Genomic DNA, 22,514 nt, shown 5'->3' on the forward strand with positions numbered 1-22,514 from the left:
CCGCTGGAGTCTAGCGAGCCGAGGACCGGTTCCGGCTCAGGACCACCGTCCCCGCCACGATCACGCAGCCGACCACCGCCAGCCCCGCGCCGACCCAGGCAGGGGCCAGGTAGCCCAACCCCGCGGCGATCACCAGCCCACCGGACCACGCGCCGAACGCGTTACCCGCGTTCAGCGCCGAGTGACAGAGCGCCGCGCCGAGCGAGGGCGCGGCCGGGGACAGATCCATCAACCAGGACTGCAACGCCAGCCCGAGCACCTGGGAGGCCACCCCCAGCGCAACCACCGCCAGCACCCCGGGCACCACCCACTGACCAAGCAACCCGATCAGCACCAGAGCCACGATGGTCGCCAGAAATCCGACCAGCACGGTGCGGATCACTGATCGGTCCGCCAGGCGACCGCCGAGCAGGGTGCCCCCGGTCATCCCGACCCCGAACAGCGCCAGCACGATCGGCACCGTCGCCTCGCTCAGCCTGGTGACCTCGGTGAGCAATGGGGAGACATAGGAGTAGACCGCGAACATTCCCCCGAAGCCGATGGCTCCCGCACCGGCCGCCACCCACAGTCGCGGGTTGCGCAGGGCACCGACCTCCGCCCGCACCGAGGCACCCTCGGCCACCGCCAGTCCAGGGATCCAGCGCCACAGCGCCAGCAGCGTCAGGCCGCCGAGTACGCCCACCGCAACAAAGGCCACCCGCCAGCCGAGCAGTTGTCCGAGCACGGTGGACAGCGGCACCCCGACCACGTTGGCGATGGTCAGACCGGCCATCATCGTCGCCACCGCCTGCCCCCGACGGCCCGGACCGGCGACATGTGCGCCCATCACCGCCCCGACCCCGAAGAACGCCCCGTGCGGCAGTCCAGCGACGAATCGGGCCACCACCAGCCACCCGGCGGACGGCGCGAGCGCGGACAGCAGGTTGCCGACCGTGAACGCCGCCATCAGCACCAGCAGCAACCGGCGGCGGTCCATCCGGGCCGCGGCAGCAGTGAGCAGCGGCGCACCGACGACCACGCCGAGCGCGTAGGCGGTGATCACGTGTCCCGCCTGCGGGATCGTCACGTCCAGGTCCTCGCTGATCAGCGGAAGCAGACCCATCGTGGCGAATTCGGTGGTGCCGATGCTGAACCCGCCCAGGGCCAGCGCGAGCAAGGGCAACCGAGCACGCCGGACGATGGGATTCGGGTCGAGGACGTCGGTCATGCGGATGCGCTCCTGCGGTCGGGGTGCCTGCCGTCGAGCGCCGTCGCTGTTCCGGAGTGCACCCAGCCTAAAGTGGCGAATCGTCCAGCAGCACCCAGATCGCCCGGGCGGCAGGTTCGCCGAGGTCGGCTGTGCGCGACGGCGCACCGGGTGGGGTCAGCCGCACGGAGGTCATCCCCGCGAAGTCCCGTCGTTCGACCACCTCGACCCGGGCGTCCAGCACCACCCCGATCTCGGCGAGGTAGCGCAGCAGACCGGGGTCGGCGTCCGAGATCCGAGCCACAGTGCCGGTACCCGCGCTCAGATCCCACAGCATGTCCGCCGGGGGCGTCGGAACCGACCCGTCCGGCGCGGGGATCGGGTCGCCGTGCGGGTCGCGAGTGGGGTGACCGAGGCGGGTGTCGATCCGCTGCACCATCAGGTCGGAAACCGCGTGTTCGAGCACCTCGGCCTCGTCGTGCACCTCGTCCCAGCCGTAGCCGAGCTCGCTGACCAGGAAGGTCTCGATCAGCCGGTGTCGACGCACCACCTGCACCGCGTGCCGCGCGCCCTCCTCGGTCAGCGCGATGGCCCCGTAGCGAGCGTGCTCCACCAGACCCTGGTCGGCCAGGCGCCGGATCGTCTCGGACACCGTCGACGGGCCCACACCCAACCGGTCGGCGAGCATCTTGGTGGTCACGGTGCGGTCGGACCACTCCCCCGCGGTCCAGATCACCTTCAGGTAGTCCTGGGCCACGGAGGTCAGCTCACTGGTCTCGCTCACGGGGATCAGGGTACGGGGCGCGGCTGACGGCATTCCGCCCTAGCGTGACCGCCGTGCCGCAGCCCACCCCGCCCGACTACCGCCTGATCACCCGCTGGACGCTGCCCGCCGAACCCGATCGGGTCTGGGCTGTGCTGGCCGATCCCGACCTCACCTGGCCGCGCTGGTGGCCCGGCCTGATCGCCGACTGGTCCACGCCGGATCGCGCCGGCTTCACCCTGCGCCCCAGCCGCTGGGCCTACGCGCTCCGGTTCACCCTCGCCATCGAACACCGCGATGCACCGAGCCACGCCACCCTGCGGGTCGCCGGCGATCTGGTCGGCACCGGCCTGGTCCACATCGCCCCGACGGCCGAGGGCAGCACCCTGGAGCTGGACTGGCAGGTCCGCACCACCCGGGCGTGGATGATCCGGACAGCGCCCCTGCTGGCCCCGATGTTCCGCCTCGCCCACACCCATGCGATGAACCGGGGCGAGCGCGGCCTGCGCGAGTTCCTCCGTGCACATCCGGCCGCGTGATAGACAGCGCACCGTGCGCACCGACACTCTGCGGACCGCCGTCGCCACCACTCTGATCGGGATCGGGCAGTGGCTGCGGCGTCGCGAGCTGCCCTGGGCCGGCATGCTCGGGGCACTGTTTGGCCTGGCCGCCGCGATGACGCCCTCCCTGCTGCCCCGCCCGACCCTGTACCTCGGGGCCATCGCCGGACTCGGCGCGGTAGTCGGTTACGGCTGGGGTGTGCTGATCGCGTGGATTCTGCGCAAGGTCGGCGTCCGCGAACCCCGGCCCGGTGTGCGCCGGCAGGCCTGGCAGCTGCTGACCCTGTTCGGCCCGGTGCTGGCGATCATGGTCGTGGGTGTGGGCGCGGACTGGCAGGACGACGTGCGCGTGCTGGTCGGCGAGGAACGGCACCGTTCCTCCGGCATCCTGGTGGGCACGGTCGCCCTGGTCGTCTTCGCTCTGGTCCTGACCCTCTGCCGGGCGTTCCGTCGGGCCGCTCGACGTGTTGCCCGAGTCCTGGGCCGCTGGGTCCCCGCACCGGTGGCCTCACTGGCGGGTGTCGTCGTGGTCGCCGCCGTCGTCTATTGGCTGGCGGCCGGCGTGCTGTTCCGCGGTGTGATCAGCGTGTCGGACAGCGTCTACGCCGGAACCAACGCCGAGACCGAGCCGGGGGTGCACCAGCCACAGTCCGCGCTGCGCTCCGGGTCGCCGCAGTCGGCGGTCAGCTGGGAGTCGCTCGGCCGCTACGGGCGGACCTTCGTTGCCGGTGGCCCCTCCGCGCCGGAGATCCGCGAGGTCACCGGCGAGCCCGCGCTGGAGCCGATCCGGGTCTACGCAGGACTGGACTCTGCTGACACCGCGAGCGCTCGTGCCGAGCTGGTCGTGTCCGAGCTGGAACGCACCGGTGCCTTCGACCGCAGTGTGCTCGTCGTCGCCGGAGCCACCGGGACCGGGTGGACCGAACCGCAGCAACTCGCCGCCCTGGAGTTCCTGTGGGGCGGGGACACCGCTGTTGCGACCGTCCAGTACTCGTTCCTGCCGTCCTGGCTGTCCTTCTTGGTCGACGCTGAGCGGGCAGCCGACGCCGGGCGAGAACTCTTCGACGCCGTGCACGCCCGCTGGTCCGAACTCCCCGAGGACGACCGACCGCGGCTGATCTCCTACGGACTGTCGCTCGGCTCCTACGCCGCGCAGTCAGCTTTCGGTTCCGCCGGCGACCTGACCACCCGCACCGACGGCGCGCTCTACGTCGGCACCCCGAACTTCACCGGTCTGTGGCGCACCGTCGTTGACGGCCGCGACCCGGGCAGCCCGGAGTACCAGCCGGTGATCGATGACGGGGAGACCATCCGCTTCGCCGCCGCACCGGGCGATCTGGACGCGCCCGACGCCGACTGGGAGTCACCCCGGGTCGTCTACCTCCAGCACGCCTCCGACCCGGTGGTGTGGTGGAGCTGGGACCTGCTGACCCGTCAACCCGACTGGCTCGCCGAGCCGCGTGGCCCCGACGTCTCCGGTCGGGTGCACTGGTTCCCGGTGATCACCTTCCTCCAGGTGACCGTGGACCAGTTCTTCGGGGTGTCGGTGCCGGATGGGCACGGGCACAACTACGCGTCGCAGATCGTGACCGCCTGGGCGGACGCCACCCGGGTCGAGGGCTGGACCGACGAGGAGATGGCCGAGCTACAGACGCTGATCGACGAGACGCTCACCCTGCCCACCGTGCCCGGGCAGGGCGTCGGCTGACTCAGCCCTGCGCGTCCCGCCAGCGCACCCACTCCTCCACCAGGGACAGGTCGTAGTCCGGTCCCCCGGTCCCGACCGTGAACAGGGTGACCCCGGCGTCGACCAGCTGCTGCCCGACCTCGCTCGGCGGTGCGCCCACCCCGACACTGCGCTCGATCAGCGCCGCCGTGTCCCGACCGACCGCCTCACCGTGGTCGTCCAGAATCGCGCTCTTGCGGGTCAGCGTCTCCAAGTCACCGAAGGAGTGCCAGACATCCGCGTGCTCGGCGACGATCCGGAGCGTCTTCTTCTCCCCACCGCCACCGATCAGGATCGGGATGTCCCGGGTCGGTGCCGGATTGCCCGCAGCCAACCGGGCCTTGATCCGCGGCAGCGCCGCCCCCAGCTCCGCGATCCGCGACCCTGCGGTGCCGAACTCGTAGCCGAACTGGTCGTAATCCTTCTGGAACCAGCCCGCGCCGATGCCGAGGATCAGTCGCCCACCGCTGATGTGGTCGACCGTCCGAGCCATATCCGCCAGCAGCTCCGGGTTGCGATAGCTGTTACAGGTGACCAGCGCGCCGATCTGCACCCGGCTCGTCTGCTCCGCCCAGGCGCCGAGCATGGTCCAGCACTCGAAGTGCTTGCCGTCCTCATCGCCGTACAGCGGGAAGAAGTGATCCCAGTTGAAGATGATGTCGACCCCGAGGTCCTCGGCACGGCGGACAGCGTCGCGGATCTGGGCGTAGTCGGCGTGCTGGGGCTGGAGCTGGACTCCGATGCGCAGGGGGTTGGTCATGGGGCCACGCTACGACTCTGGCGCGGCCGTCGCAGAGGTCGATCCATGACCACCGACTCGCCCCCGCAGCCGAACGACGCACGGATGTCCATCGCGGCATCGTAGAGGGTGGTTTTAGCCTGGGCCGATGAGCGAACGTGCCGTGCCGGTGTCCACCGACCTGGGTGTCTTCGGGTTCTGGCGGAACACCATCATCGTCGAACGGGTGGAGTGGGAGGGCCGCACGATCACCCTCACCTGCGACATTCACACGTCACATCTGACCGGCTACACCGGGACAGCCGAGGACATCCAGGCCACGATCACGTTCACGGGCGTCGTCTCGATGTTCCACGCCGAGCTCGACACCTACGAGGCCATTCCCGCGAGTGCCTTCACTGTGGGCCCGGACCCGCAGAGCGATCTGGAACGCATCGAGGGGTCGCGCTATCGGGAGCGGCTGCCGATCCGTCCCGACTGGGCTCCGGTGGAGCACTTCCGGCTGTGGTCCTATGACGACGTTTTCGACGTGCTCGCGACCGGGGTCACGGTGTCCGAGATCGCCCCGGAGTGACGGCGACGCGGTTCACCTACGCTGGCACCATGTCCACCGCGATCACCCCCGACTCCGCCGCCGCCGTCCCGCTGAAGTGGGTAGGACCCGTCCGGATCAGCGGGAATGTGATGACCGGCGAGTCCGAGGTGCCGATGGCCACCTACGAGCAGACGCTGTGGCCGAGTGTGCGGCGGGGTGCCCGACTGTCGACGATGGTCGAGGGCGGCATCCGAGCGACGCTGGTGGATGAGCGAATGACCCGGTCGGTGCTGTTCGAGGCCGATGACGCCGGAGTGGCATTCGCCGGGGTGCAGTGGTTGGCGGCGCACCGCTCCGAACTGGAGGAGGTCGTCGCCGGGAGCAGCCGGTTCGCGCGGCTGTTGGACGTGCACACCCAGATCGCGGGGAACCTGCTGTTCGTGCGGTTCGAGCTGAGCACCGGGGACGCGGCGGGCCACAACATGGTCACGCACGCCTCCGAGCGGCTGATGGACCACGTGCTGACCCGGGTGCCGGGGCTGCGGTACGGGTCGATCTCGGGCAACTTCTGCTCGGATAAGAAGGCCACTGCGGTCAACGGGATCCTGGGGCGCGGCAAGAACGTGGTGACCGAGATCGTGCTGCCGCGCCGGATCGTCGAGCGCTTCCTGCACACCACACCGGAGGCCATCGCCCAGCTGAACGTCCGCAAGAACCTGATCGGCACCATGCTGGCCGGCGGTCTGCGGTCGGCGAACGCGCACTACGCGAACATGCTGCTGGCGTTCTACCTGGCCACCGGTCAGGACGCGGCGAACATCGTCGAAGGCTCGCAGGGTCTGACCCACGCGGAGGTCCGGGACGGCGACCTGTACTTCTCCTGCACGCTGCCGAACCTGATCGTCGGGTCGGTGGGCAACGGCAAGGGCCTGGACTTCGTCGAGGAGAACCTGGCACGCCTGGGCTGCCGGGAGGACCGCGAGCCGGGGGCGAACGGTCGACGACTGGCGGTGCTGTGTGCGGCGACCGTCCTGTGCGGGGAGCTGTCGCTGATGGCGGCCCAGACCAACCCCGGCGAGCTGATGGCCGCGCACCTGAAGCTGGAGCGCGGCAGCAACGCCGTCTGAGGCCGGATCACGGCGCCGTCACCGTCCCGTGCGAGGGTGGTGAAGGTGTGCGCTGCGCCATTGGTGGCCCCTTCGCACGCGGACTACAGTCGTCCGGGCTCCCGACCGGCACATACTCGGCGGGGGTCACCGGCGGCCTCCTTCGACCGTCGGTGTCTGCGACACCCTGAGGACCCTCCATGCGGCTCGGCATCGACGACCTGTCATTCGCCACGGCGGACCAGTACCTGGATCTCGCCGACCTGGCACCGGTACACGGCGTAGAGCCCGCGAAGTACTACGTGGGTCTGGGCCAGGAGCGGATGAGCGTCGCCGCCCCGGACGAGGACGTGGTCACGCTGGCCGCCACCGCCGCGCAGCCGATCGTCGCCGACCTGGACGAGACCGACCGGGCCGCGATCCGCACCGTCCTGCTCGCCACCGAGTCCGGCATCGACCAGTCGAAGTCGGCCGGGGTCTACGTGCACCACCTGCTCGGGCTCAACCCGGCCTGCCGGGTCGTCGAGCTCAAGCAGGCCTGCTACGCCGGTACCTCCGCAGTGCAGATGGCACTGGCCCTGGTCACCCGGAACCCGGAGCAGAAGGTGCTGGTCATCTGCTCCGATGTCGCCCGCTACGACATCGGCTCCTCCGGTGAGCCCACCCAGGGCGCCGGCGCGGTGGCGATGTTGATATCCGCCGACCCGCGACTGGTGGAAATTGAGCCGCTGTCCGGGCTGAACACGAACGACGTCATGGACTTCTGGCGGCCGAACTACCGGACCACCGCGGTGGTCGACGGTCGACTGTCACTGCGGGCCTACACCGACTCGCTGTCCGGCGCGTGGGCGGACCTGCAGGCGCAGGGCGGTCCGGGCTTCGCCGACATCGACACCTTCTGCTACCACCAGCCGTTCACCAAGATGGCCGTCAAGGCGCACCAGCACCTGACCAAGGTCGTCGGAGCCCCCCGCGACCCGGAGGTGCTGGACGCGCAGATCGGCGACTCGCTGCGCTACAACAAGCTGATCGGCAACAGCTACACCGCGTCGATGTACATCGGCCTGATCTCGCTGCTCGACCACGCCACCGCGGACCTGTCCGGCAACCGGATCGGTTTCTTCTCCTACGGCTCCGGCGCGGTCGGCGAGTTCTTCACCGGCCTGGTCGTCCCCGGCTACCGCGACCACTTGCGCACCGCCGAGCACCAGCGCCGGGTAGACGACCGCCGCCGGGTGGACCACGCGGAGTACCTGCGGATCGTCGCCCCCGCCAACCCGGTGGACGGCGGTGAGCACCCGATCCCGGTGACCAGCCGCTCGCCGTTCCGGCTGGCGGCGATCAGCGGGCACCAGCGGGTGTACGTGCGGGCGGAGGATGTGGCCGCCGAAGGCACTGCGGTGGCGTGACCTACTGGTACGTCACCAGATCCGGCACCGGCACCACCTGGTACGTCTGCTCCGGCGTCAGCATCGGCTGGTCCTCGTCGTAGAAGTTCTTCCACCCCCAGTGCACCGCCGGTGCCCCCTGGTGTAGCGCGTTCCAGGTGTCGGTCTTGGCGGGCTGCGTGCCCTGGCCGTCGGCGTGGATGATCGTGGCGAGCTCGTCGTGGTCGACGTTGAGCCGCTCCCGGTTGGTGATCATGCGCAGCGAGAACTGGTGCAGCAGGAACATCTTCTGCGGCAGCTGCCGTTCGCGGACGAATCCGGCGAGCCAGTCCGATACCTGGTTGACCTCATCGACGGAGACCGACCCGATCTGGCGCAGGTGCACCTGGTCGGGTTTGAGACGCCATTCCGGGTCGAGGGCCAGCCCGACGTGCGGGTATTCGAGCAGTTCGGCGTACTGCTTCGCTTGGGTGAGAAAGTCCGTTCGGCCGGGTTGCAGGTCGATGACGACGGCCATGTCCGCGTCGGCGGCGGCCTCGATCAGGGGGCGCAGCTCGTCGACGCTGCGCGGTCGGGAGTAGGAGTTGTCTGCCTCCGGTCCGGCGGAGGCGATGGTGGCGATGATCTCCAGGGTGGGGACCACTGTGTCGCCGGTCAGCGCGCGGTAGGCGTCGGCGGTCTGCTGGGCGCGGGCGATGGTGGCGGGCACGTCCTGCTCGCCGAGGACACCGAGCGCGGGGGTGCCAGGAGTGCCGTAGAGCGCGATGTACCGCTTGCCGGGGATGCCCTCCTGGCGGGGGAAGACCAGCTGCCCGCCGCCGGGCAGCTGCTGGCCGGTGGCCGCCGAGGCGAGTCGGGGCGCGAGCCGGTCGGCGCTGCCGAAGCTGTCGCCGAGGGCGATCGCACCGGTGGCGTCGGTCAGCGCGCCCACGGTGTCGGTGGTCACGCGCGGGTCGCCTCCGGGCACGCGGACAACGGGAAGGTCCGCAGCGCGGGCGGTGGCCAGGGGTGCGAGCAGGCTGGTGGGGTCGTCGTCGGCCGCAGGGTCGATCAGCAGGGCGGTGCGGTCGGAACGGGGTTCGGCGGCCGTCACCTGCCAGGGGGCGTCCCCCGGTGTCGGGCGGCCCGTGTGAACAGTGTCATCGGTTCCGGTCGGCTCCGTCGCGTCCTCGGCGGTGAGCGTGAGCATCGGGGTGTCCGGCCGTGCCAGCGCTGCGACGGCGTCGACCAGACCGTCCGCGGGTACGGTCTGCGGCTCCGCCAGCTCCACCCCCGCCGCGTCCAACTCGTCCGTCGTCTGCACGCCGTCGACCGGTGTCACGGTCAGTTCGGGCAGCTCGCGCACGTCACCCACCGTGAGCACGTGGGTGACGCCCAACCGTTCCAACTCGTCGGCCACCGGGTCGTCGTCCCCGGTCGGGCCATCCCTCAGCAACGGCACTCCGGCGGCCACGGCCAGGGACGCTGCGGTCGCCAGGTCGGCCTGCTCGGGCGCAGCCAGGACGACCAGGTCCGCAGCCGAATACAGCTCCTCGCTGACCCGGACCGAGGCCGACACGGGGTCCGCAATATCGACCACCACCGGCCCGGAGAACGCGTCGGTGGCAGCGGCGGTCAGAGCGACAGGTTCCGGGGTGGGCACGGGAGTCGGGTCGACGGTGCAGGCCGTGGCGATCAGGCCACCGGCGACGAGCACGCCGAACACGGCGAAGCGGGAGCGGGTCAGGGCGGGCACGATCCTCACCGGGTCGGAGTCGGGACGTCTCTCCACTGTAGGCATCCGGGCCGCGGCCCGCTGGGCACCGGCGACCTCGGCGGGTGAGGATGAGGCCATGACCGAGCACAGCACGGCAGGCGCCTATGTCACCCAGGGCAGCGAGTTCGTCCGCGACCAGAACTACCTGACCACCCGGATCACGGTGGACGGTGCCGAGGGCTGGCCGGTGGAGGCCGGGCGCTACCGGCTGGTGGTGTCCCGTGCCTGCCCATGGGCGAACCGGGCGATCATCGTGCGCCGGCTGCTCGGGTTGGAGGACGCGATCTCGATGGGGGTCTGCGGTCCGACCCACGATGTGCGCTCGTGGACCTTCGACCTCGACCCGGGCGGGGTCGATCCGGTGCTCGGCATTCCCCGCATCCAGGACGCCTACTTCGCCCGGGACCCGCAGTACCCCCGGGGTATCACGGTCCCGGCACTCGTCGACGTGCCCACCGGGCAGGTGGTGACCAACGACTACGCGCAGATGACGCTCGACCTGTCGACGCAGTGGACCGCCTACCACCGGGCTGGCGCGCCCGACCTGTACCCGGAACCGCTGCGGGACGAGATCGACCAGGTGGCGCGGGCGGTCTTCACCGATGTGAACAACGGGGTGTACCGCTGTGGGTTCGCCGGGTCGCAGGAGTCCTACGACCGGGCCCACCGCCGACTGTTCGGTCGTCTGGATTGGTTGAGCGAGCGACTGTCCGGACAGCGCTACCTGGTCGGGGACACGATCACCGAGGCGGACATCCGGCTGTTCACCACGCTGGTGCGCTTCGACGCGGTCTACCACGGGCACTTCAAGTGCAATCGGTCCAAGCTGACCGAGATGCCGGTGCTGTGGGCCTATGCCCGCGATCTGTTCCAGACCCCGGGGTTCGGCGACACCATCGACTTCGACCACATCAAGCGGCACTACTACGTGGTGCACGAGGACATTAACCCGACCCGGATCGTGCCCGCCGGACCGGATCTGAGCGGCTGGCTCACCCCGCACGGACGGGAGGTGCTGGGTGGTCGCCCGTTCGGTGACGGCACCCCGCCCGGCCCGGTGCGCGAAGGTGAGCAGGTGGATCCGGCGCACACCGCCTCGGCGATGCGCGGCTGAGGTTCAGATCTCCGCGCGGACTCGCACCACGTTGTGCCACGGGTCGGTGAAGGTGACGGTGCCGCCGTCGTCCTGCACGCCGACCCCGTGGTGGGTCAACCGCTCGCGCAACGCGCCGATGTCGTCCGTGCCCGGGACCACCAGGGTGACCTCGCCCAGGCCCAGGGATGATGCGCGCGGACCCGCCCCGGCTGAGTTCCAGGTGTTGACCGCCAGGTGGTGGTGGTAGCCGCCGGCGGAGACGAACAGCGCCCCGTGCCACTCGGCGGTCACGTCGAAGCCCAGCGCGTCGACGTAGAACGACCGCGCACTGGGCACGTCGCCGACCTGAAGGTGCACATGCCCCACCACGGGGCGGCCCGCCCCGGTCTGCACCGTCTGTCCGCCGTGCTGGTCGATGAACGCATTCGGGTCGAGCAGCAGCGAGTCCATCACCACATGTCCGGAGTCGTCGTACTGCCAGGTGTCCCGTGCCCGATCCCAGTACAGCTCGACGCCGTTGCCCTCCGGGTCGGTCAGGTAGAAGGCCTCGGAGACCAGGTGGTCCGCGCTGCCGATGTAGGTCTGCGGCGCACGGGCGGCCACCGAGGCCAGCGCACCGGCCAACGCCGCGCGGGTGTCGAACAGGATCGCGGTGTGGAACAACCCGGCCTGGGAACGACTGGTCGGGGGCAGGTCCGGGAAGTGCCGCAGCACCAGCAACGCCGTGCTCCCCCGACCGAGCACCACCACATCCGGTCGTCCGACTCCCTCGATTCGCTCATCCGGACGCTCGACGACGCTCAGCCCGAGCACATCGCGGTAGTAGCGCAGCTGGAGGTCGAGATCCCCCACCAACAGGGTCACCGGACCCATGGCGGTGTCGGCGGCGAGGCGGTCCTGAGTCGTGGTCATGGCTCCATGGTAGTTGAGTGTTCAACCAAAGGCGAAGTCTCCCGAGACATCGGCACCACCTCCCCCGTCGCCCGACCGTTCACCCCCAACACATGCCCGAGGTGTTTGGCGATCCGCACCACCACCGACCGGTCCGCGATGACCGCCCCGGGGAGCGCCCGCGCCAGGGCCACCTCGAACGCCTGCACGTCCTGCATGCTGCGCAGCCAGACGGCGAGCACCAGGTTGTAGCGAGAGGCGCACAGCACCGCCAATCGCACCTCCGGCACCTGCGCCAGGGTGATCCGGGCCTGCGCCATCGCCGGGGCCGGCACCTGGAGGAAGTACCAGGTGTAGATCGGCCAGTCCGACAGATCGCGGGCCAGATCGGTGCGCAGATAGAGCTCCCCGCTGGTGCGCAGCGTGGCAATGGCATCGGTGACCCGCTGCGCGGAGAACCCGCTGCGCGCCGCAATCGCCGCCGCGCTGGCCCGACCGTCCGCGGCGAGTTCCCGGCGGATCACCGCCCGCAACTCCGGGGCGATGGCACGCGCCGCTCGACTACGCGGCGGTCGAAACCGCGGGATGCGGGCCACGTCGGCAGAGCTCAGCTCGCGCAGACGCCACCGACGGGCGTCCAGGAGCCGTTCGGTCACCAGATGGGTGCGGGCGGCGCGGATGCCGGACAACCGGGCCATCGGACCCAGCGCATAGTCAGCCACCTGGTGGGGACTGTCGGTGATCACCGTCGCGACCAGGTCCCGGCCACCGACCGTGTAGTCGACGGTCACCACCTCCGGATCGCGGGACAGGGCGGCTGCCGTGGCGTGCAAATCACCCGGGGCGCACTCGATCTCGATCAGCGCCGCACCGGAACGATCACCCCCGTCCGTCATCCCGGTCACCCAGGCGATCCCCGCGTCGCGCAATCGCGCCCAGCGCCGCGACAGATTCGTGGCATCCGCGCCGACCACCGGTGCCAGCTCGGCCCAGGTCGCCCGCGGCTCCACCTGCAAGGCATGCAGGATGCGCATATCGACCCGATCAGGCTGATATTCCTGCGCTGAGACGTCGATTCCCGCGTGATCCGTGCGATTGACCATCTGTGAATTCAATCACAGGCCACAGTGACCCCATGACTCTCTCTCCCGCCGACGCGAAGACCCGGATCAGCGCAGCCGTTCACCAGCACCGCGACCAGCTGCTGGCCTTCAGCCACGCGATCCATCAGGACCCCGAGCTGGCCTACGAGGAGCACCGGGCCGCCGCCCGGGTCGGTGAGCTGCTGACCAGCCACGGATTCGACGTCACGGTCGGCGCCTACGGCCTCGACACCGCGGTGGAGGCCACCTACGGCACCGGCGACATGACCGTCACCGTTTGCGCCGAGTACGACGCCCTACCCGGCATCGGGCACGCCTGCGGGCACAACATCATTGCCACCGCCGGCGTCGGCGCGGCCATCGCCCTCGCACCGTTGGCCGCGGAGGCCGGCCTGCGGGTCAAGCTGCTGGGTACCCCCGCCGAGGAGCACGGTGGCGGCAAGGTCGACCTGCTGCTGGCGGGTGCCTGGGAGGACAGCACCCTCTCCCTGATGGTGCATGGCATGTCCGGGCTGGACGCACCCTGCGGGGCCTTCGCGGCCCAGGCGGTGCAGCGGGTGCAGATCGTGTTCACCGGGCGCGCCTCGCACGCCGCAGCCGCCCCTGAGCACGGCATCAACGCGGGTGCCGCCGCAACCCTGGCGCTGACCGGCATCGGCCTGCTGCGCCAGCACCTCCCGGCCGGGGTCAGCGTCAACGCCTTCGTCCAGCACGGCGGCGAGGTCACCAACATCATCCCGGCCCGCACCGTGGTGCAGCTGGAGGTGCGCTCCCCGGACATCGACGTCTGGCGGGAGACCTACCGCCGCGTGCTGGCCTGCTTTGAGGGGGCAGCCATCGCCACTGGCTGCGAGTGGTCCGTCGAGCCCACCGAGCACCCCTACGCCCCGGTCAACTCCGACCCGGACCTGAGCCGGTTCTGGAATGTCGCCCTGGGCGAGCTGGGCCGCACCATCGACCCGAACACCGCCCTGCGCGGCGGCTCGACGGATATGGGCAATGTCTCGCAGGTGGTCCCGGCGATCCACCCGACCATCTCGATCCTGGGCAGCACCGCCGCTCCGCACACCCCCGACTTCGCCGCTGCTGCCGCCACCCCCGCCGGGGACCAGGCCGCGCTGGACGGGGCCACAGCACTGGCGATGACGGTGATCGATGCCGCCCTCGACCCCGCGGTGCGAGCCGACCTGCTCCGCCGCCAGGCCGAGCGCCCGGCCGGAGCCACCCGCACCACCCTCCAGGCCTGACCGCACGCTTCAGCCGCGTCCCACCCCTCCCCCGACGACGCGAGAGATGTGACACCCATGACCAGCACCGCCAGCACCGAACAATCCGAGCCCCTCGCCACCGCCCCGCCAGCTCCGCTGCGCTACTCGTGGCGCTCGCCACGGCTGTGGATCGTGGTGGTGCTGATGATCGTGATCGCCGGCACCGCCCAGTTCATCGACAAGTGGACGATCTCGGTCGGGAGCTTCGCCGACATCGCCGTGCTGCCCCTGGTGTACGGATTGCTCATCGGCGGCGCGATCAGCGCCCAGCCGTGGAAGAAGTTCCCGCTCGATCTGCAGTCCACTGCCTCCACCGTGATGGGTGTGGCGGTGCTGTTCCTGATCGCCCGACTGTCCTTCACCATGGGCCCGAACATCGAGATGCTGTTCAACGCGGGTCCGGCGCTGCTGCTCCAGGAGGTCGGGCACCTGTTCGGCACCCTGGCACTGGCACTCCCGCTGGCCGTGCTGCTCAAGATGGGGCCGGCCACGGTGGGTGCAACCTTCTCCATCGACCGGGAGGGCGCGTTCGCGATGGTCAGCGAGCGCTACGGCCCGGATTCTCCGCAGTACCGCGGTGTGCTGTCCATGTACGCCTTCGGCACCCTGTTCGGCGCGATCATCATCACGGTCATCGCCTCGGTGATGGCGGCGCTGGACATCTTCGACCCGCGGGCGCTGGCGATGGGCTCCGGCGTCGGTTCCGGCTCGATGATGGCAGCCGCCTCCGGTGCGGTGGCCAACGCGCACCCGGAGCTCGCCAACGACGTGCTGGCCCTGGCCGCGACCTCGAATGTGATCACCAGCCTGCTCGGTGTCTATGTCGGCATGTACGTGGCGCTGCCGCTGGCCGAGAAGTACTACCAGCTACTCACCCGTCGCCAGCAGCTGCGCGGCTCGGTGGTGGAGAAGAAGCCCTCCGCGGTGCACACGATGGTGCAGGCCCCGCCGGTCAGCATCGCCACCTGGACCATCCTCGGTGTGCTGGTGCTCGCCGGGTTCCTGGTGAACTCCGTGGTGCCGCGCAGCTTGGAGCTGAACCTGGACTGGAAGGCGCTGGGCGGGTTCCTCGTGCTGGCTGCGCTGGTCGCCGTCGGGATCAGTCTGGCCAAGCTCGCCCGGGGCAAGATCGGCGCGATGTTTATCGTCATCACCCTCGGTGCGCTGATCTCCACTCCCTGGTCACCCATCCAGGAGCCACTGCTGGAGCTGGTGAACGGGATCGACTTCCTCGGGGTTTGTACCCTGGTGCTGAGCATCGCGGGCCTGAGTCTGGGCAAGGACCTGCCCATGCTGAAGGCCATCGGGTGGAAGATCATCCCGGTCGGCCTGGTCTCGATCACCTCCGCCTACCTGCTGGCCTCGACCGTCGCGCAGCTGGCACTGACCATCTGGAACTAGGAGCACCGTGAGCGGCGTCTACGTCTCCGCGCTGGAGCTGTTCTCCATCGGCATCGGCCCGTCGAGTTCACACACCGTCGGGCCGATGCGGGCGGCGCACGCCTTCATCACCGAGCTGCGCGAGCACGGTCTGCTCGGTCAGGCGGACCGGCTGCACATCCGGTTGCACGGCTCGCTGGCGGCCACCGGCATCGGCCACGGCACCCCCGATGCGGTGCTGGCCGGGCTGCGCGGCATGGAGCCGGAGACCTGCGACCCCGCTGCGGTGCACGGCCGCTGGGCGGAGCTGTCCGCCGGCGGCACGCTGGAGGTCGAGGGGATCACGGTGCGGGCCGAGGATGTGGCCTTCGAGCCCTTCGCCCGGGACCTCGGACACCCGAATGCGCTCACCCTCGCCGCCACCCGGGACGGTGAGGAGCTGTGGTCCAGCTGCTATCTGTCCATCGGCGGCGGCTTCATCCTGCGGGCGGGTGCGCGTCCGCCGGAGCCGACCCCGGTGCCGTCGACGTACCGCACCGCCACCCAGTTGCTGGAGGCGGTCGGTGAGAACGGCCGGATCGCGGATGTGGCCTGGGCCGATGAAGTCGCGCTGCACGGTGAGGCTGAGGCCACCCGCGGTCTGGACGCGATCTGGGCGGCGATGAGCGCTTGCGTGGCTGCCGGGGTCAGCACCGAGGGTGTGCTGCCCGGCGGCTTGCGGGTCCGACGCCGGGCCGCCGCCGCGCAGCGGGCCCTGGACGAGCGCGTCGCCCGGGGCGAGCGGGTCGCCGCCGAGGAGCGACTGGCCGTCTGGGCGATGGCGATCAACGAGGAGAACGCCGCCGGTGGCCGAGTGGTCACCGCTCCGACCAACGGCGCTGCTGGCGTGCTCCCCGCCGTGCTGCACTACCTGGTCAACGAGCACGGGGCCGACCGGGACGCCGTGCACACCTTCCTGCTCACCGCCGCCGCCATCGGATCTATCGTCAAGGCGAACGCCTCCATCTCCGGTGCGGAGGCGGGCTGTCAGGGTGAGGTCGGATCGGCGTGCGCCATGGCCGCGGCCGGCACCACCGCGGTGCTGGGTGGCACCCCCCGTCAGGTGGAGAACGCCGCCGAGATCGCGATGGAGCACCACCTGGGCCTGACCTGCGACCCGGTGGGTGGGCTGGTCCAGATCCCGTGCATCGAGCGCAATGCGGTGGCCGCCGCGACCGCGTTGACCGCCGCCCGGATCGCACTGCTCGGCGACGGGCAGCACGTGGTCAGCCTGGACACCGTGATCGAGACCATGCGGCAGACCGGCGCGGACATGTCCTCGCGCTACAAGGAGACTAGTGAGGCGGGCCTGGCGGTCAACGTCGTCGAGTGCTGATCAGCGCTGGATGTCGTTGCGGCCGAATCCGGCCAGGAATCGCGGACCGGTGCGGGCCAGCTCCTGCTCGAACTCCCCTGCCCAGCCACGGTAGGGCGCACCGGCGAGTCCGTCGTTCGCAAAGCGTGGGTCGTCCGTGACCTCGGTCAGGCAGAACGCCGGGATCTGGAGGTCCGTCACCGGTCCGGAGCGCTCACACTCGGCGATCACCAGCGGGGCGTTCGCACCGCCGAAGACGTCGATCACCCACCCGTCCTGGCCCAGCCAGGTGGCGTACCGGTTCTTCACCAGACGCTGCCCGCCACGGCGGATCATCTCGATCCCGACGGTGACGTCGATCTCCCGCTCGGCCTCATAGCGGGTGCCGGTGTTCATCGGCCCCTTGAGGCTGACCGCGCAGAAGTCGAAGCCGTCACCGATCTGGTCCAGCACGTCCAGCGGATCGACATCCGGGCCCAACGGCACCCGGACGCTGTCTGCCTGCACCCGCAGCCGCAGCGCGTACCCGTCGGCGGCCAGGAAGTAGCTCTGCACGATCAACACCGGATCAGGCTCGGCGAGCAACTCCACTGGCAGATCCCGGACAAAGAACCGTCGCTCGAACTCGAAGTCGCCGTACCCGGTGTCGCTCATGTGCTTCCTCCCTGCCCTGACGCGGCCAACCTACGCGGTGGTCAGGTCCATCACCAGCATCCGGCCCCAGTCGTGGCGTGACGCCGTGTCGAAGCCGACCCGCTCGTAGAACGCGATGGCACCGGTGTTGGTCTCCGCGACCCCGAGCTGGAGACCGGGCACACCCCGGGCGCGCAGCTCCCCCACCAGGGTCTCGATCAGCCGTCGACCCATCCCACGCCCCTGGGTGCGCGGCAGCAGGTCGATGTGCAGGTGTGCCGGGAACCGCTCCACCAACTCGGCCCGCGGCGGCTGCCCGGCGTGGATCGTCTCGATCGCGCGCAGGTCCGCCGGCAGGCCGGTGCCGGGCAGCGGGTAGCGCTCACGCAGCTCCGGCCACCAGTGCTGCTCCTGCCAGGCGGCGAAGGCGGCGGAGTCGTCGGTGGCCACCAGATACCCGGCCACACCCTGCTCGTCCCGGACCACCCAGGTCAGCGACGGGTCGGCGGTTGGATACGCCCCGGCGTAGAGGTGGCCGAGCAGATCGGGGTCCCGGTAGTCGGCGGTCGCGTCCTGTCCGGCGGCACCGGTGAGCAGGCAGACCTGGTACAACCCCGGCAGGTCACAGCGGGCGAAACGACGCAGTTCCATGCCCGGACCCTACCGAGGCGCGCGATGCACCAGCAGCACCCCACCGAGCACCAGCCCGCCACCGACCAGCTGCGCGACACCGATCCGGTAGCCCAGCACCGCGTTGATCAGCACCGTGAACACCGTGATCAGGTTGAGGTACACCCCGGCCGACCCGGCCGGTACCCGACGCAGCGCAAAGTTCCACAGCAGGTACGAGCCCACCGAGGGAAAGACCGCGATGAACAGCAGCGCCGCCGTGCCGGACCCGGTGGAGGGCCAGTGCACCTGCCCGGCCAGCGCGAAGGGCACCATCACCGCGGCGGCCAGGGTCGCCTGGATCGCGGTGCCGGTGATCGGCGGTGCCGCACTCCCCCGACCGCCCAGCGTGTACAGGCTCCACACCAGGATCGCACCCAGCATGAGCAGATCCCCGACGTTGAACCGCAGCCCGAGCAACTGGTCCAGCCGTCCGCCGGTCAACACCACCAGCACACCGGCCAACCCCACCAGCATCCCCACCACTGACCGCCGGTTCGGCGCACGACGGGCCAGCGCGGCGGCCAGCAGCGCGATCAACGCCGGGTTCAGGGCGTTCACCAGCGAAGCGTTCACACTGCTGGTGTGCTGCAGCGCGCTGTAGACCAGCACCGCGTAGCCGACCATCCCGAGCAGCGCCAACCCCAGCTGTCGACGCCAGTCCCGCCACGCCGCCCGCCAGTCCGGTCGCTCGACCACCTGCGCGATCACCAGCAGCGGCACCGCCGCGAGCGCCCATCGCAGCGCGGTCAACGACACCGGGCTGAGCTCCTCCACCGCCGCCGCGCCGACCACATAGTTCCCCGCCCAGAACAGCGTGGCACCGACCAGCGCGGCGATCACGGTGAGCTGGCCGGATCGACCCCCGGTCACGCGGTGAACCGGCAGCCCAGCTCCGGAGTGCGAGCGTGCTCGATCCGGGCGAGCATCTCCGCCGACATCTCCGGCAGCTCATCCAGGTGGAACCAGCGCGCGTCGGAGTTCTCCCCGTCGCCGGGACCTGGCTCACCGGAGGTCCACCGGAACCGGAAGGTCAGGTCCAGATACTGCGAGCGGTCGCCATTGAGGTAGGTCATCGGCGGCAACGTGTGCACCCAGACCAGCGCCTCCGCCTGCGCCGTGACCTCGGTCTCCTCCAGCACCTCCCGGGCACCGGCCACCGCGGGTTCCTCCCCCGGATCGATGATCCCGGTGGTCGGCGTCCACGCCCCGTTGTCCGCCCGCTTGACCAGCAGCACCTGCTCGCGCCCGGTGGGACTGTGCTCGGCAGCCCGGAAGACGACGGCGCTCACCCCCGGCATCCAGAGCAGGTCATGGCCGATCTTCTCGCGCAGGGCGAGGACGAAGGGAGGTGTGGGCATGGGACGACTCTAGGGCCCGTCACCCCCTACAACGCATGAACCCCCGACCTGGACCAGGTCGGGGGTTCATGTCTTACGGGTGGAGCTGAGGGGACTCGAACCCCTGACCCCCTGCATGCCATGCAGGTGCGCTACCAGCTGCGCCACAGCCCCATGAGTCACGATCCCGAAGGGTCCTGCCCCATCACCCGCCGTGCGGGCGTGTACGAGCATAGGTGATCGACGAGGCAAAACGCCAATCGGCTCCGGTGATCCGACTCACGCCGGATCGCGGACCTCCTCGGCGAGCGATTGCGCCTCGGTGTCCGGACCGGCGTTCCAGTCCGAGGACGCCCAGACCGGCCCGAAGTTGAGCACTTGCACCGTCCATGCCGGGTCGGTGCCCGGTCGGGTCGGCACCACCTCGGCCCAGTGCGCGTTGGACATCCCGGACAGCCCCCGCCACTCAGCGGGCAACCCCAACAGCCCGGTCAGGCACGATCCGATGGCAGCCCCGTGCGAGACCACGACCAGCACGTCGTCCCGGTCCAGGTCGGCGGCATAGGCGTGCACGGCCTGGGTCATCCGCGCCTGCACCGTGGCACGGGACTCGGCGTTGATGCCCTCCGGGTGTCCCCCGGCGCGCCAGATCTTCTGTTGCTCCGGCCACCCCGTGGCGATCTCGTCACCGGTCAGCCCTTCCCAGTCACCGAAGGAGCGCTCACGCAACCGAATGTCGGTCTGCACGCTCACCCCGGTGACCTCGCCCAGGGCCTGCGCGGTCGCGTAGGCGCGGCCCAGATCGGAGCTGACGATTCGGGTGACCCGGTGTTGACCGGCCAGTGCCTGGGCGGCGGTGGCGGCCTGCCAGAGTCCGACCTCGTCCAGCGGGATGTCCGACTGGCCCTGCAATCGAGCACCGGCGTTCCAGGCGGTCCGGCCGTGCCGCCAGAGCACGACCCGCCCGGCGGTCACTCCGCCGCCTCGGCTCCCTCGCCACCCTGCACATCCGCGGGCAGCTCGATCACCGGGCAGTCCTTCCACAGCCGCTCCAGGGCGTAGTACACCCGATCCTCGGCGTGCTGCACGTGCACCACCACATCGCCGAAGTCGAGCAGCACCCAGCGACCCTCGGAACGGCCCTCCCGACGCAGCGGCTTGGCACCCAGCTTGTGCAGCGACTCCTCCACCGCGTCGACGATGGCGTTCACCTGGCGCTCGTTGCTACCGGAGGCGATCAGGAAGGCGTCGGTGAGCACCAGCTGCTCGCTGACGTCCAGAGCGATGATCTCCTCCGCCTTCAGGTCGGCGGCGGCACGGGCGGCTGCGATGGTCAGGTCGATCGCGCGGTCGGATGCCGACACGGGTCTCCTCGGGGTGGTCGGGTGGATCAGGTCAGGGGTGCGGGCCACAGAGCGGCCGCGGTGGCGAGCGTGGGTGCCAGGTCGCCGTCGGCCCCGGCGGCGGTCTTGCCGACCAGCACGATCAGGAAGCCCAGCACGAAGAACACCAGGATCAGGATGATCCACTGCAACCAGGTGAAGGGCAGCGGGCGACGGATGCGCTCGGGCACCTCGTCCGGCTCGGCATCGACCTCATCGATGGACACCACCGGGATGCTGCCGGTCTCGGCGACCTCCTGCGCGGGCCCCGGCGGGGGCGCCATCGCCTTGAGCAGCGAGCGCCAGTCCGGCACGTCCTGCTCGGAGTCCTCCGACGACGCACCCCCGTTCCCGGCAACGGTGGCCGGAGCCGTCACCGGAGTTCCCCGGGGCGGTGTGGCCTCGTCCGACTCGCCTGTCGGCCCGGCGGTGCTCGCAGAGGGCGCGAGCGGGGCGGAGGAGGGGGCAGCGCCGAGCGGGTTCCACGAGCGAGCACCCGCCAGTGCCCCGGTTGTCGACTGTGTTGCTGCACGGCTGCCTGCACCGGCACCCGAGACGACAGCGGACTCGTCCGTTCCTGCGCTGTTCGGAGCCGAGCCCGTCGCCGCGGTGTCGTCGGTCGACCGGATCGAACGGCGGGTGCGGGCCGGCGTCTCCGGGTGGAGACCCGGCACCTGGTACGGCGCACCCCCCTGTCCTGCGGTCTGCCCGTCCGGACCCACCGCTGCTACCGGACGGTTCCGCAGCGCCCGCCGCGAGGTCGCCGCGGCGTCGACGGCCCCGGTCGACGGAGCAGCAGCCCCGGCCGCCGGAGCGGCAGCGGGAGTCGCCGGAGCGACTCGGGCCGTCCCCGTGGTGGTCGGGGCCGAAGCCTCCCGACCAGCAGCAGACCGAGCGTCCGGGGCGCCCTCCCCCGCGCTCGGCCGCGTCGTCGTTTCCTCGCCAGAGCCCGTCGCTGCGCCGCCCTGTGCGGCCAACCGGGCCGCCTCAAGTTCACGCAGCTGCCGCCGGGTCAGCGGGGTGCCGGGTGTGCTCATGACTCCAGACCTTCGTACAGACGGTATTTCGAGATGTACTGGACTACACCGTCCGGCACCAGGTACCAAACGGGTCGGCCCTCCCGGGCACGGGCCCGCACATCGGTGGAGGAGATCGCCAGCGCGGGGATCTCCCACTGGCTGACCCGGTGCGAGGGCAAGCCGTCCAGGGTGAGCTGGTGTCCGGGGCGGGTCACCGCGACGAATTGCGCCAGCTCGAAGAGCTCCGCGGAATCCTTCCAGGTGAGCAGCTGCGCGATGGCATCCGCCCCGGTGATGAAGTACAGGTCCGCATCCGGACGCTCGGCCGCGAGGTCGCGCAGGGTGTCCACGGTGTAGGTCAGACCGGGCCGGTCGATGTCGACCCGGCTGACGGTGAAGCGCGGATTCGACGCCGTGGCGATCACGGTCATCAGGTAGCGGTGCTCAGCCGGTGTGACGTCAACGGACTGCTTGAACGAGGGTGCCCCGGTGGGGACGAAGACCACCTCGTCCAGGTCGAACCGGGCGGCCACCTCACTGGCGGCGACCAGGTGGCCGTGGTGGATGGGGTCGAAGGTGCCACCCATCACGCCCAGTCGGGTCCGTCGCTGCGTCATACC

General features: G+C 70.4%; 23 protein-coding genes and 1 tRNA gene. 9 read left to right on the plus strand and 15 right to left on the minus strand.

Going from position 1 to position 22,514, the window contains the following annotated elements; genetic code table 11:
- Positions 1–10: 10 nt before the first annotated feature.
- A complete protein-coding gene (locus tag AB0N78_RS03585) occupies positions 11–1,207 on the minus strand; it encodes an MFS transporter (protein ID WP_363385944.1) in 1,197 nt (398 codons plus the stop codon).
- Positions 1,208–1,274: 67 nt separating this feature from the next.
- Positions 1,275–2,003, minus strand: a complete 729-nt coding sequence (locus AB0N78_RS03590; protein ID WP_363385947.1) for a metal-dependent transcriptional regulator — start codon at positions 2,001–2,003, stop codon at positions 1,275–1,277.
- A 20-nt stretch (positions 2,004–2,023) separates the two neighbouring features.
- Between AB0N78_RS03590 and AB0N78_RS03595 the strand changes: the two genes are divergently transcribed.
- Together AB0N78_RS03595 and AB0N78_RS03600 are read left to right on the plus strand one after the other, a co-directional pair.
- Complete coding sequence (locus AB0N78_RS03595; RefSeq protein ID WP_363385950.1) at positions 2,024–2,488, plus strand: SRPBCC family protein; 465 nt, start codon at positions 2,024–2,026, stop codon at positions 2,486–2,488.
- Positions 2,489–2,501: 13 nt separating this feature from the next.
- Entirely contained in the window at positions 2,502–4,217 is a 1,716-nt protein-coding gene (locus tag AB0N78_RS03600; RefSeq protein ID WP_363385952.1) for an alpha/beta-hydrolase family protein, read from the plus strand.
- Between the two features lies 1 nt (position 4,218).
- Here the strand turns inward: AB0N78_RS03600 and AB0N78_RS03605 are convergent, their stop codons facing one another.
- Entirely contained in the window at positions 4,219–4,995 is a 777-nt protein-coding gene (locus AB0N78_RS03605) for an LLM class F420-dependent oxidoreductase (protein WP_363385954.1), read from the minus strand.
- Positions 4,996–5,122: 127 nt separating this feature from the next.
- Between AB0N78_RS03605 and AB0N78_RS03610 the strand changes: the two genes are divergently transcribed.
- The 3 genes from AB0N78_RS03610 to AB0N78_RS03620 all read left to right on the plus strand — a co-directional run bounded on the left by AB0N78_RS03610 (position 5,123) and on the right by AB0N78_RS03620 (position 8,024).
- On the plus strand, positions 5,123–5,548 hold the full coding sequence (locus AB0N78_RS03610) for a hypothetical protein (RefSeq protein WP_363385957.1): 426 nt from the start codon (positions 5,123–5,125) through the stop codon (positions 5,546–5,548).
- Positions 5,549–5,577: 29 nt separating this feature from the next.
- Positions 5,578–6,636 (plus strand): hydroxymethylglutaryl-CoA reductase, encoded by a 1,059-nt coding sequence (locus AB0N78_RS03615; protein ID WP_363385960.1) that lies wholly within the window; start codon positions 5,578–5,580, stop codon positions 6,634–6,636.
- A gap of 179 nt (positions 6,637–6,815) precedes the next feature.
- Positions 6,816–8,024 (plus strand): hydroxymethylglutaryl-CoA synthase, encoded by a 1,209-nt coding sequence (locus tag AB0N78_RS03620; protein ID WP_363385962.1) that lies wholly within the window; start codon positions 6,816–6,818, stop codon positions 8,022–8,024.
- 1 nt (position 8,025) lies between these two features.
- Here the strand turns inward: AB0N78_RS03620 and AB0N78_RS03625 are convergent, their stop codons facing one another.
- Positions 8,026–9,738 (minus strand): hypothetical protein, encoded by a 1,713-nt coding sequence (locus AB0N78_RS03625; RefSeq protein WP_363385965.1) that lies wholly within the window; start codon positions 9,736–9,738, stop codon positions 8,026–8,028.
- Positions 9,739–9,835: 97 nt separating this feature from the next.
- Here AB0N78_RS03625 and AB0N78_RS03630 point away from each other — a divergent pair, with 97 nt between their 5' ends.
- Complete coding sequence (locus AB0N78_RS03630) at positions 9,836–10,873, plus strand: glutathione S-transferase C-terminal domain-containing protein (RefSeq protein WP_363385967.1); 1,038 nt, start codon at positions 9,836–9,838, stop codon at positions 10,871–10,873.
- Between the two features lie 3 nt (positions 10,874–10,876).
- Here the strand turns inward: AB0N78_RS03630 and AB0N78_RS03635 are convergent, their stop codons facing one another.
- Both AB0N78_RS03635 and AB0N78_RS03640 read right to left on the minus strand, forming a co-directional pair.
- Positions 10,877–11,767 (minus strand): VOC family protein, encoded by an 891-nt coding sequence (locus AB0N78_RS03635; protein ID WP_363385970.1) that lies wholly within the window; start codon positions 11,765–11,767, stop codon positions 10,877–10,879.
- Entirely contained in the window at positions 11,764–12,849 is a 1,086-nt protein-coding gene (locus AB0N78_RS03640; protein WP_363385973.1) for an Lrp/AsnC family transcriptional regulator, read from the minus strand. Before AB0N78_RS03640 ends, AB0N78_RS03635 begins: the two co-directional genes overlap by 4 nt.
- A gap of 32 nt (positions 12,850–12,881) precedes the next feature.
- On the opposite strand from AB0N78_RS03640, the gene AB0N78_RS03645 reads away from it, so the two are divergent.
- From AB0N78_RS03645 to AB0N78_RS03655, 3 genes are read left to right on the plus strand one after another with little or no spacing between them, the layout of a single operon-like run.
- Positions 12,882–14,096 (plus strand): M20 family metallopeptidase, encoded by a 1,215-nt coding sequence (locus AB0N78_RS03645; RefSeq protein ID WP_363385976.1) that lies wholly within the window; start codon positions 12,882–12,884, stop codon positions 14,094–14,096.
- 57 nt (positions 14,097–14,153) lie between these two features.
- Complete coding sequence (locus tag AB0N78_RS03650) at positions 14,154–15,518, plus strand: DUF3100 domain-containing protein (RefSeq protein WP_363385978.1); 1,365 nt, start codon at positions 14,154–14,156, stop codon at positions 15,516–15,518.
- Positions 15,519–15,525: 7 nt separating this feature from the next.
- Positions 15,526–16,872 carry an L-serine ammonia-lyase gene (locus AB0N78_RS03655; protein ID WP_363385980.1) on the plus strand — a complete coding sequence of 449 codons (1,347 nt, stop codon included), beginning with the start codon at positions 15,526–15,528 and terminating at the stop codon, positions 16,870–16,872.
- Here the strand turns inward: AB0N78_RS03655 and AB0N78_RS03660 are convergent, their stop codons facing one another.
- The 9 genes from AB0N78_RS03660 to nadD form a co-directional block, all read right to left on the minus strand.
- Positions 16,873–17,505, minus strand: coding sequence for a hypothetical protein (locus AB0N78_RS03660; protein ID WP_363385982.1), 633 nt, complete (start codon positions 17,503–17,505; stop codon positions 16,873–16,875).
- Positions 17,506–17,535: 30 nt separating this feature from the next.
- Complete coding sequence (locus AB0N78_RS03665; protein ID WP_363385984.1) at positions 17,536–18,135, minus strand: GNAT family N-acetyltransferase; 600 nt, start codon at positions 18,133–18,135, stop codon at positions 17,536–17,538.
- 9 nt (positions 18,136–18,144) lie between these two features.
- The gene (locus tag AB0N78_RS03670; RefSeq protein ID WP_363385986.1) at positions 18,145–19,026 is read right to left on the minus strand and encodes a DMT family transporter; all 882 of its coding nucleotides are present in this window, start codon (positions 19,024–19,026) and stop codon (positions 18,145–18,147) included.
- Positions 19,023–19,514: an NUDIX domain-containing protein gene (locus AB0N78_RS03675; RefSeq protein WP_363385988.1), complete on the minus strand. Its 492-nt coding sequence runs from the start codon at positions 19,512–19,514 to the stop codon at positions 19,023–19,025. Before AB0N78_RS03675 ends, AB0N78_RS03670 begins: the two co-directional genes overlap by 4 nt.
- 80 nt (positions 19,515–19,594) lie before the next feature.
- A tRNA-Ala gene (locus AB0N78_RS03680) sits at positions 19,595–19,667 on the minus strand.
- Between the two features lie 105 nt (positions 19,668–19,772).
- Positions 19,773–20,468: a histidine phosphatase family protein gene (locus tag AB0N78_RS03685; RefSeq protein ID WP_363385990.1), complete on the minus strand. Its 696-nt coding sequence runs from the start codon at positions 20,466–20,468 to the stop codon at positions 19,773–19,775.
- Entirely contained in the window at positions 20,465–20,857 is a 393-nt protein-coding gene (gene rsfS / locus AB0N78_RS03690; protein WP_363385992.1) for a ribosome silencing factor, read from the minus strand. Before rsfS ends, AB0N78_RS03685 begins: the two co-directional genes overlap by 4 nt.
- Positions 20,858–20,883: 26 nt before the next feature.
- Positions 20,884–21,912, minus strand: a complete 1,029-nt coding sequence (locus AB0N78_RS03695; RefSeq protein WP_363385994.1) for a hypothetical protein — start codon at positions 21,910–21,912, stop codon at positions 20,884–20,886.
- Positions 21,909–22,511 carry a nicotinate-nucleotide adenylyltransferase gene (gene nadD, locus AB0N78_RS03700; protein WP_363385996.1) on the minus strand — a complete coding sequence of 201 codons (603 nt, stop codon included), beginning with the start codon at positions 22,509–22,511 and terminating at the stop codon, positions 21,909–21,911. The genes AB0N78_RS03695 and nadD overlap by 4 nt, the downstream gene beginning before the upstream one ends.
- Positions 22,512–22,514: the final 3 nt, after the last annotated feature.

Source organism: Cellulomonas sp. NPDC089187, assembly GCF_040685135.1.
In the GTDB taxonomy this organism is placed as follows: Bacteria; Actinomycetota; Actinomycetes; order Actinomycetales; family Cellulomonadaceae; genus Cellulomonas.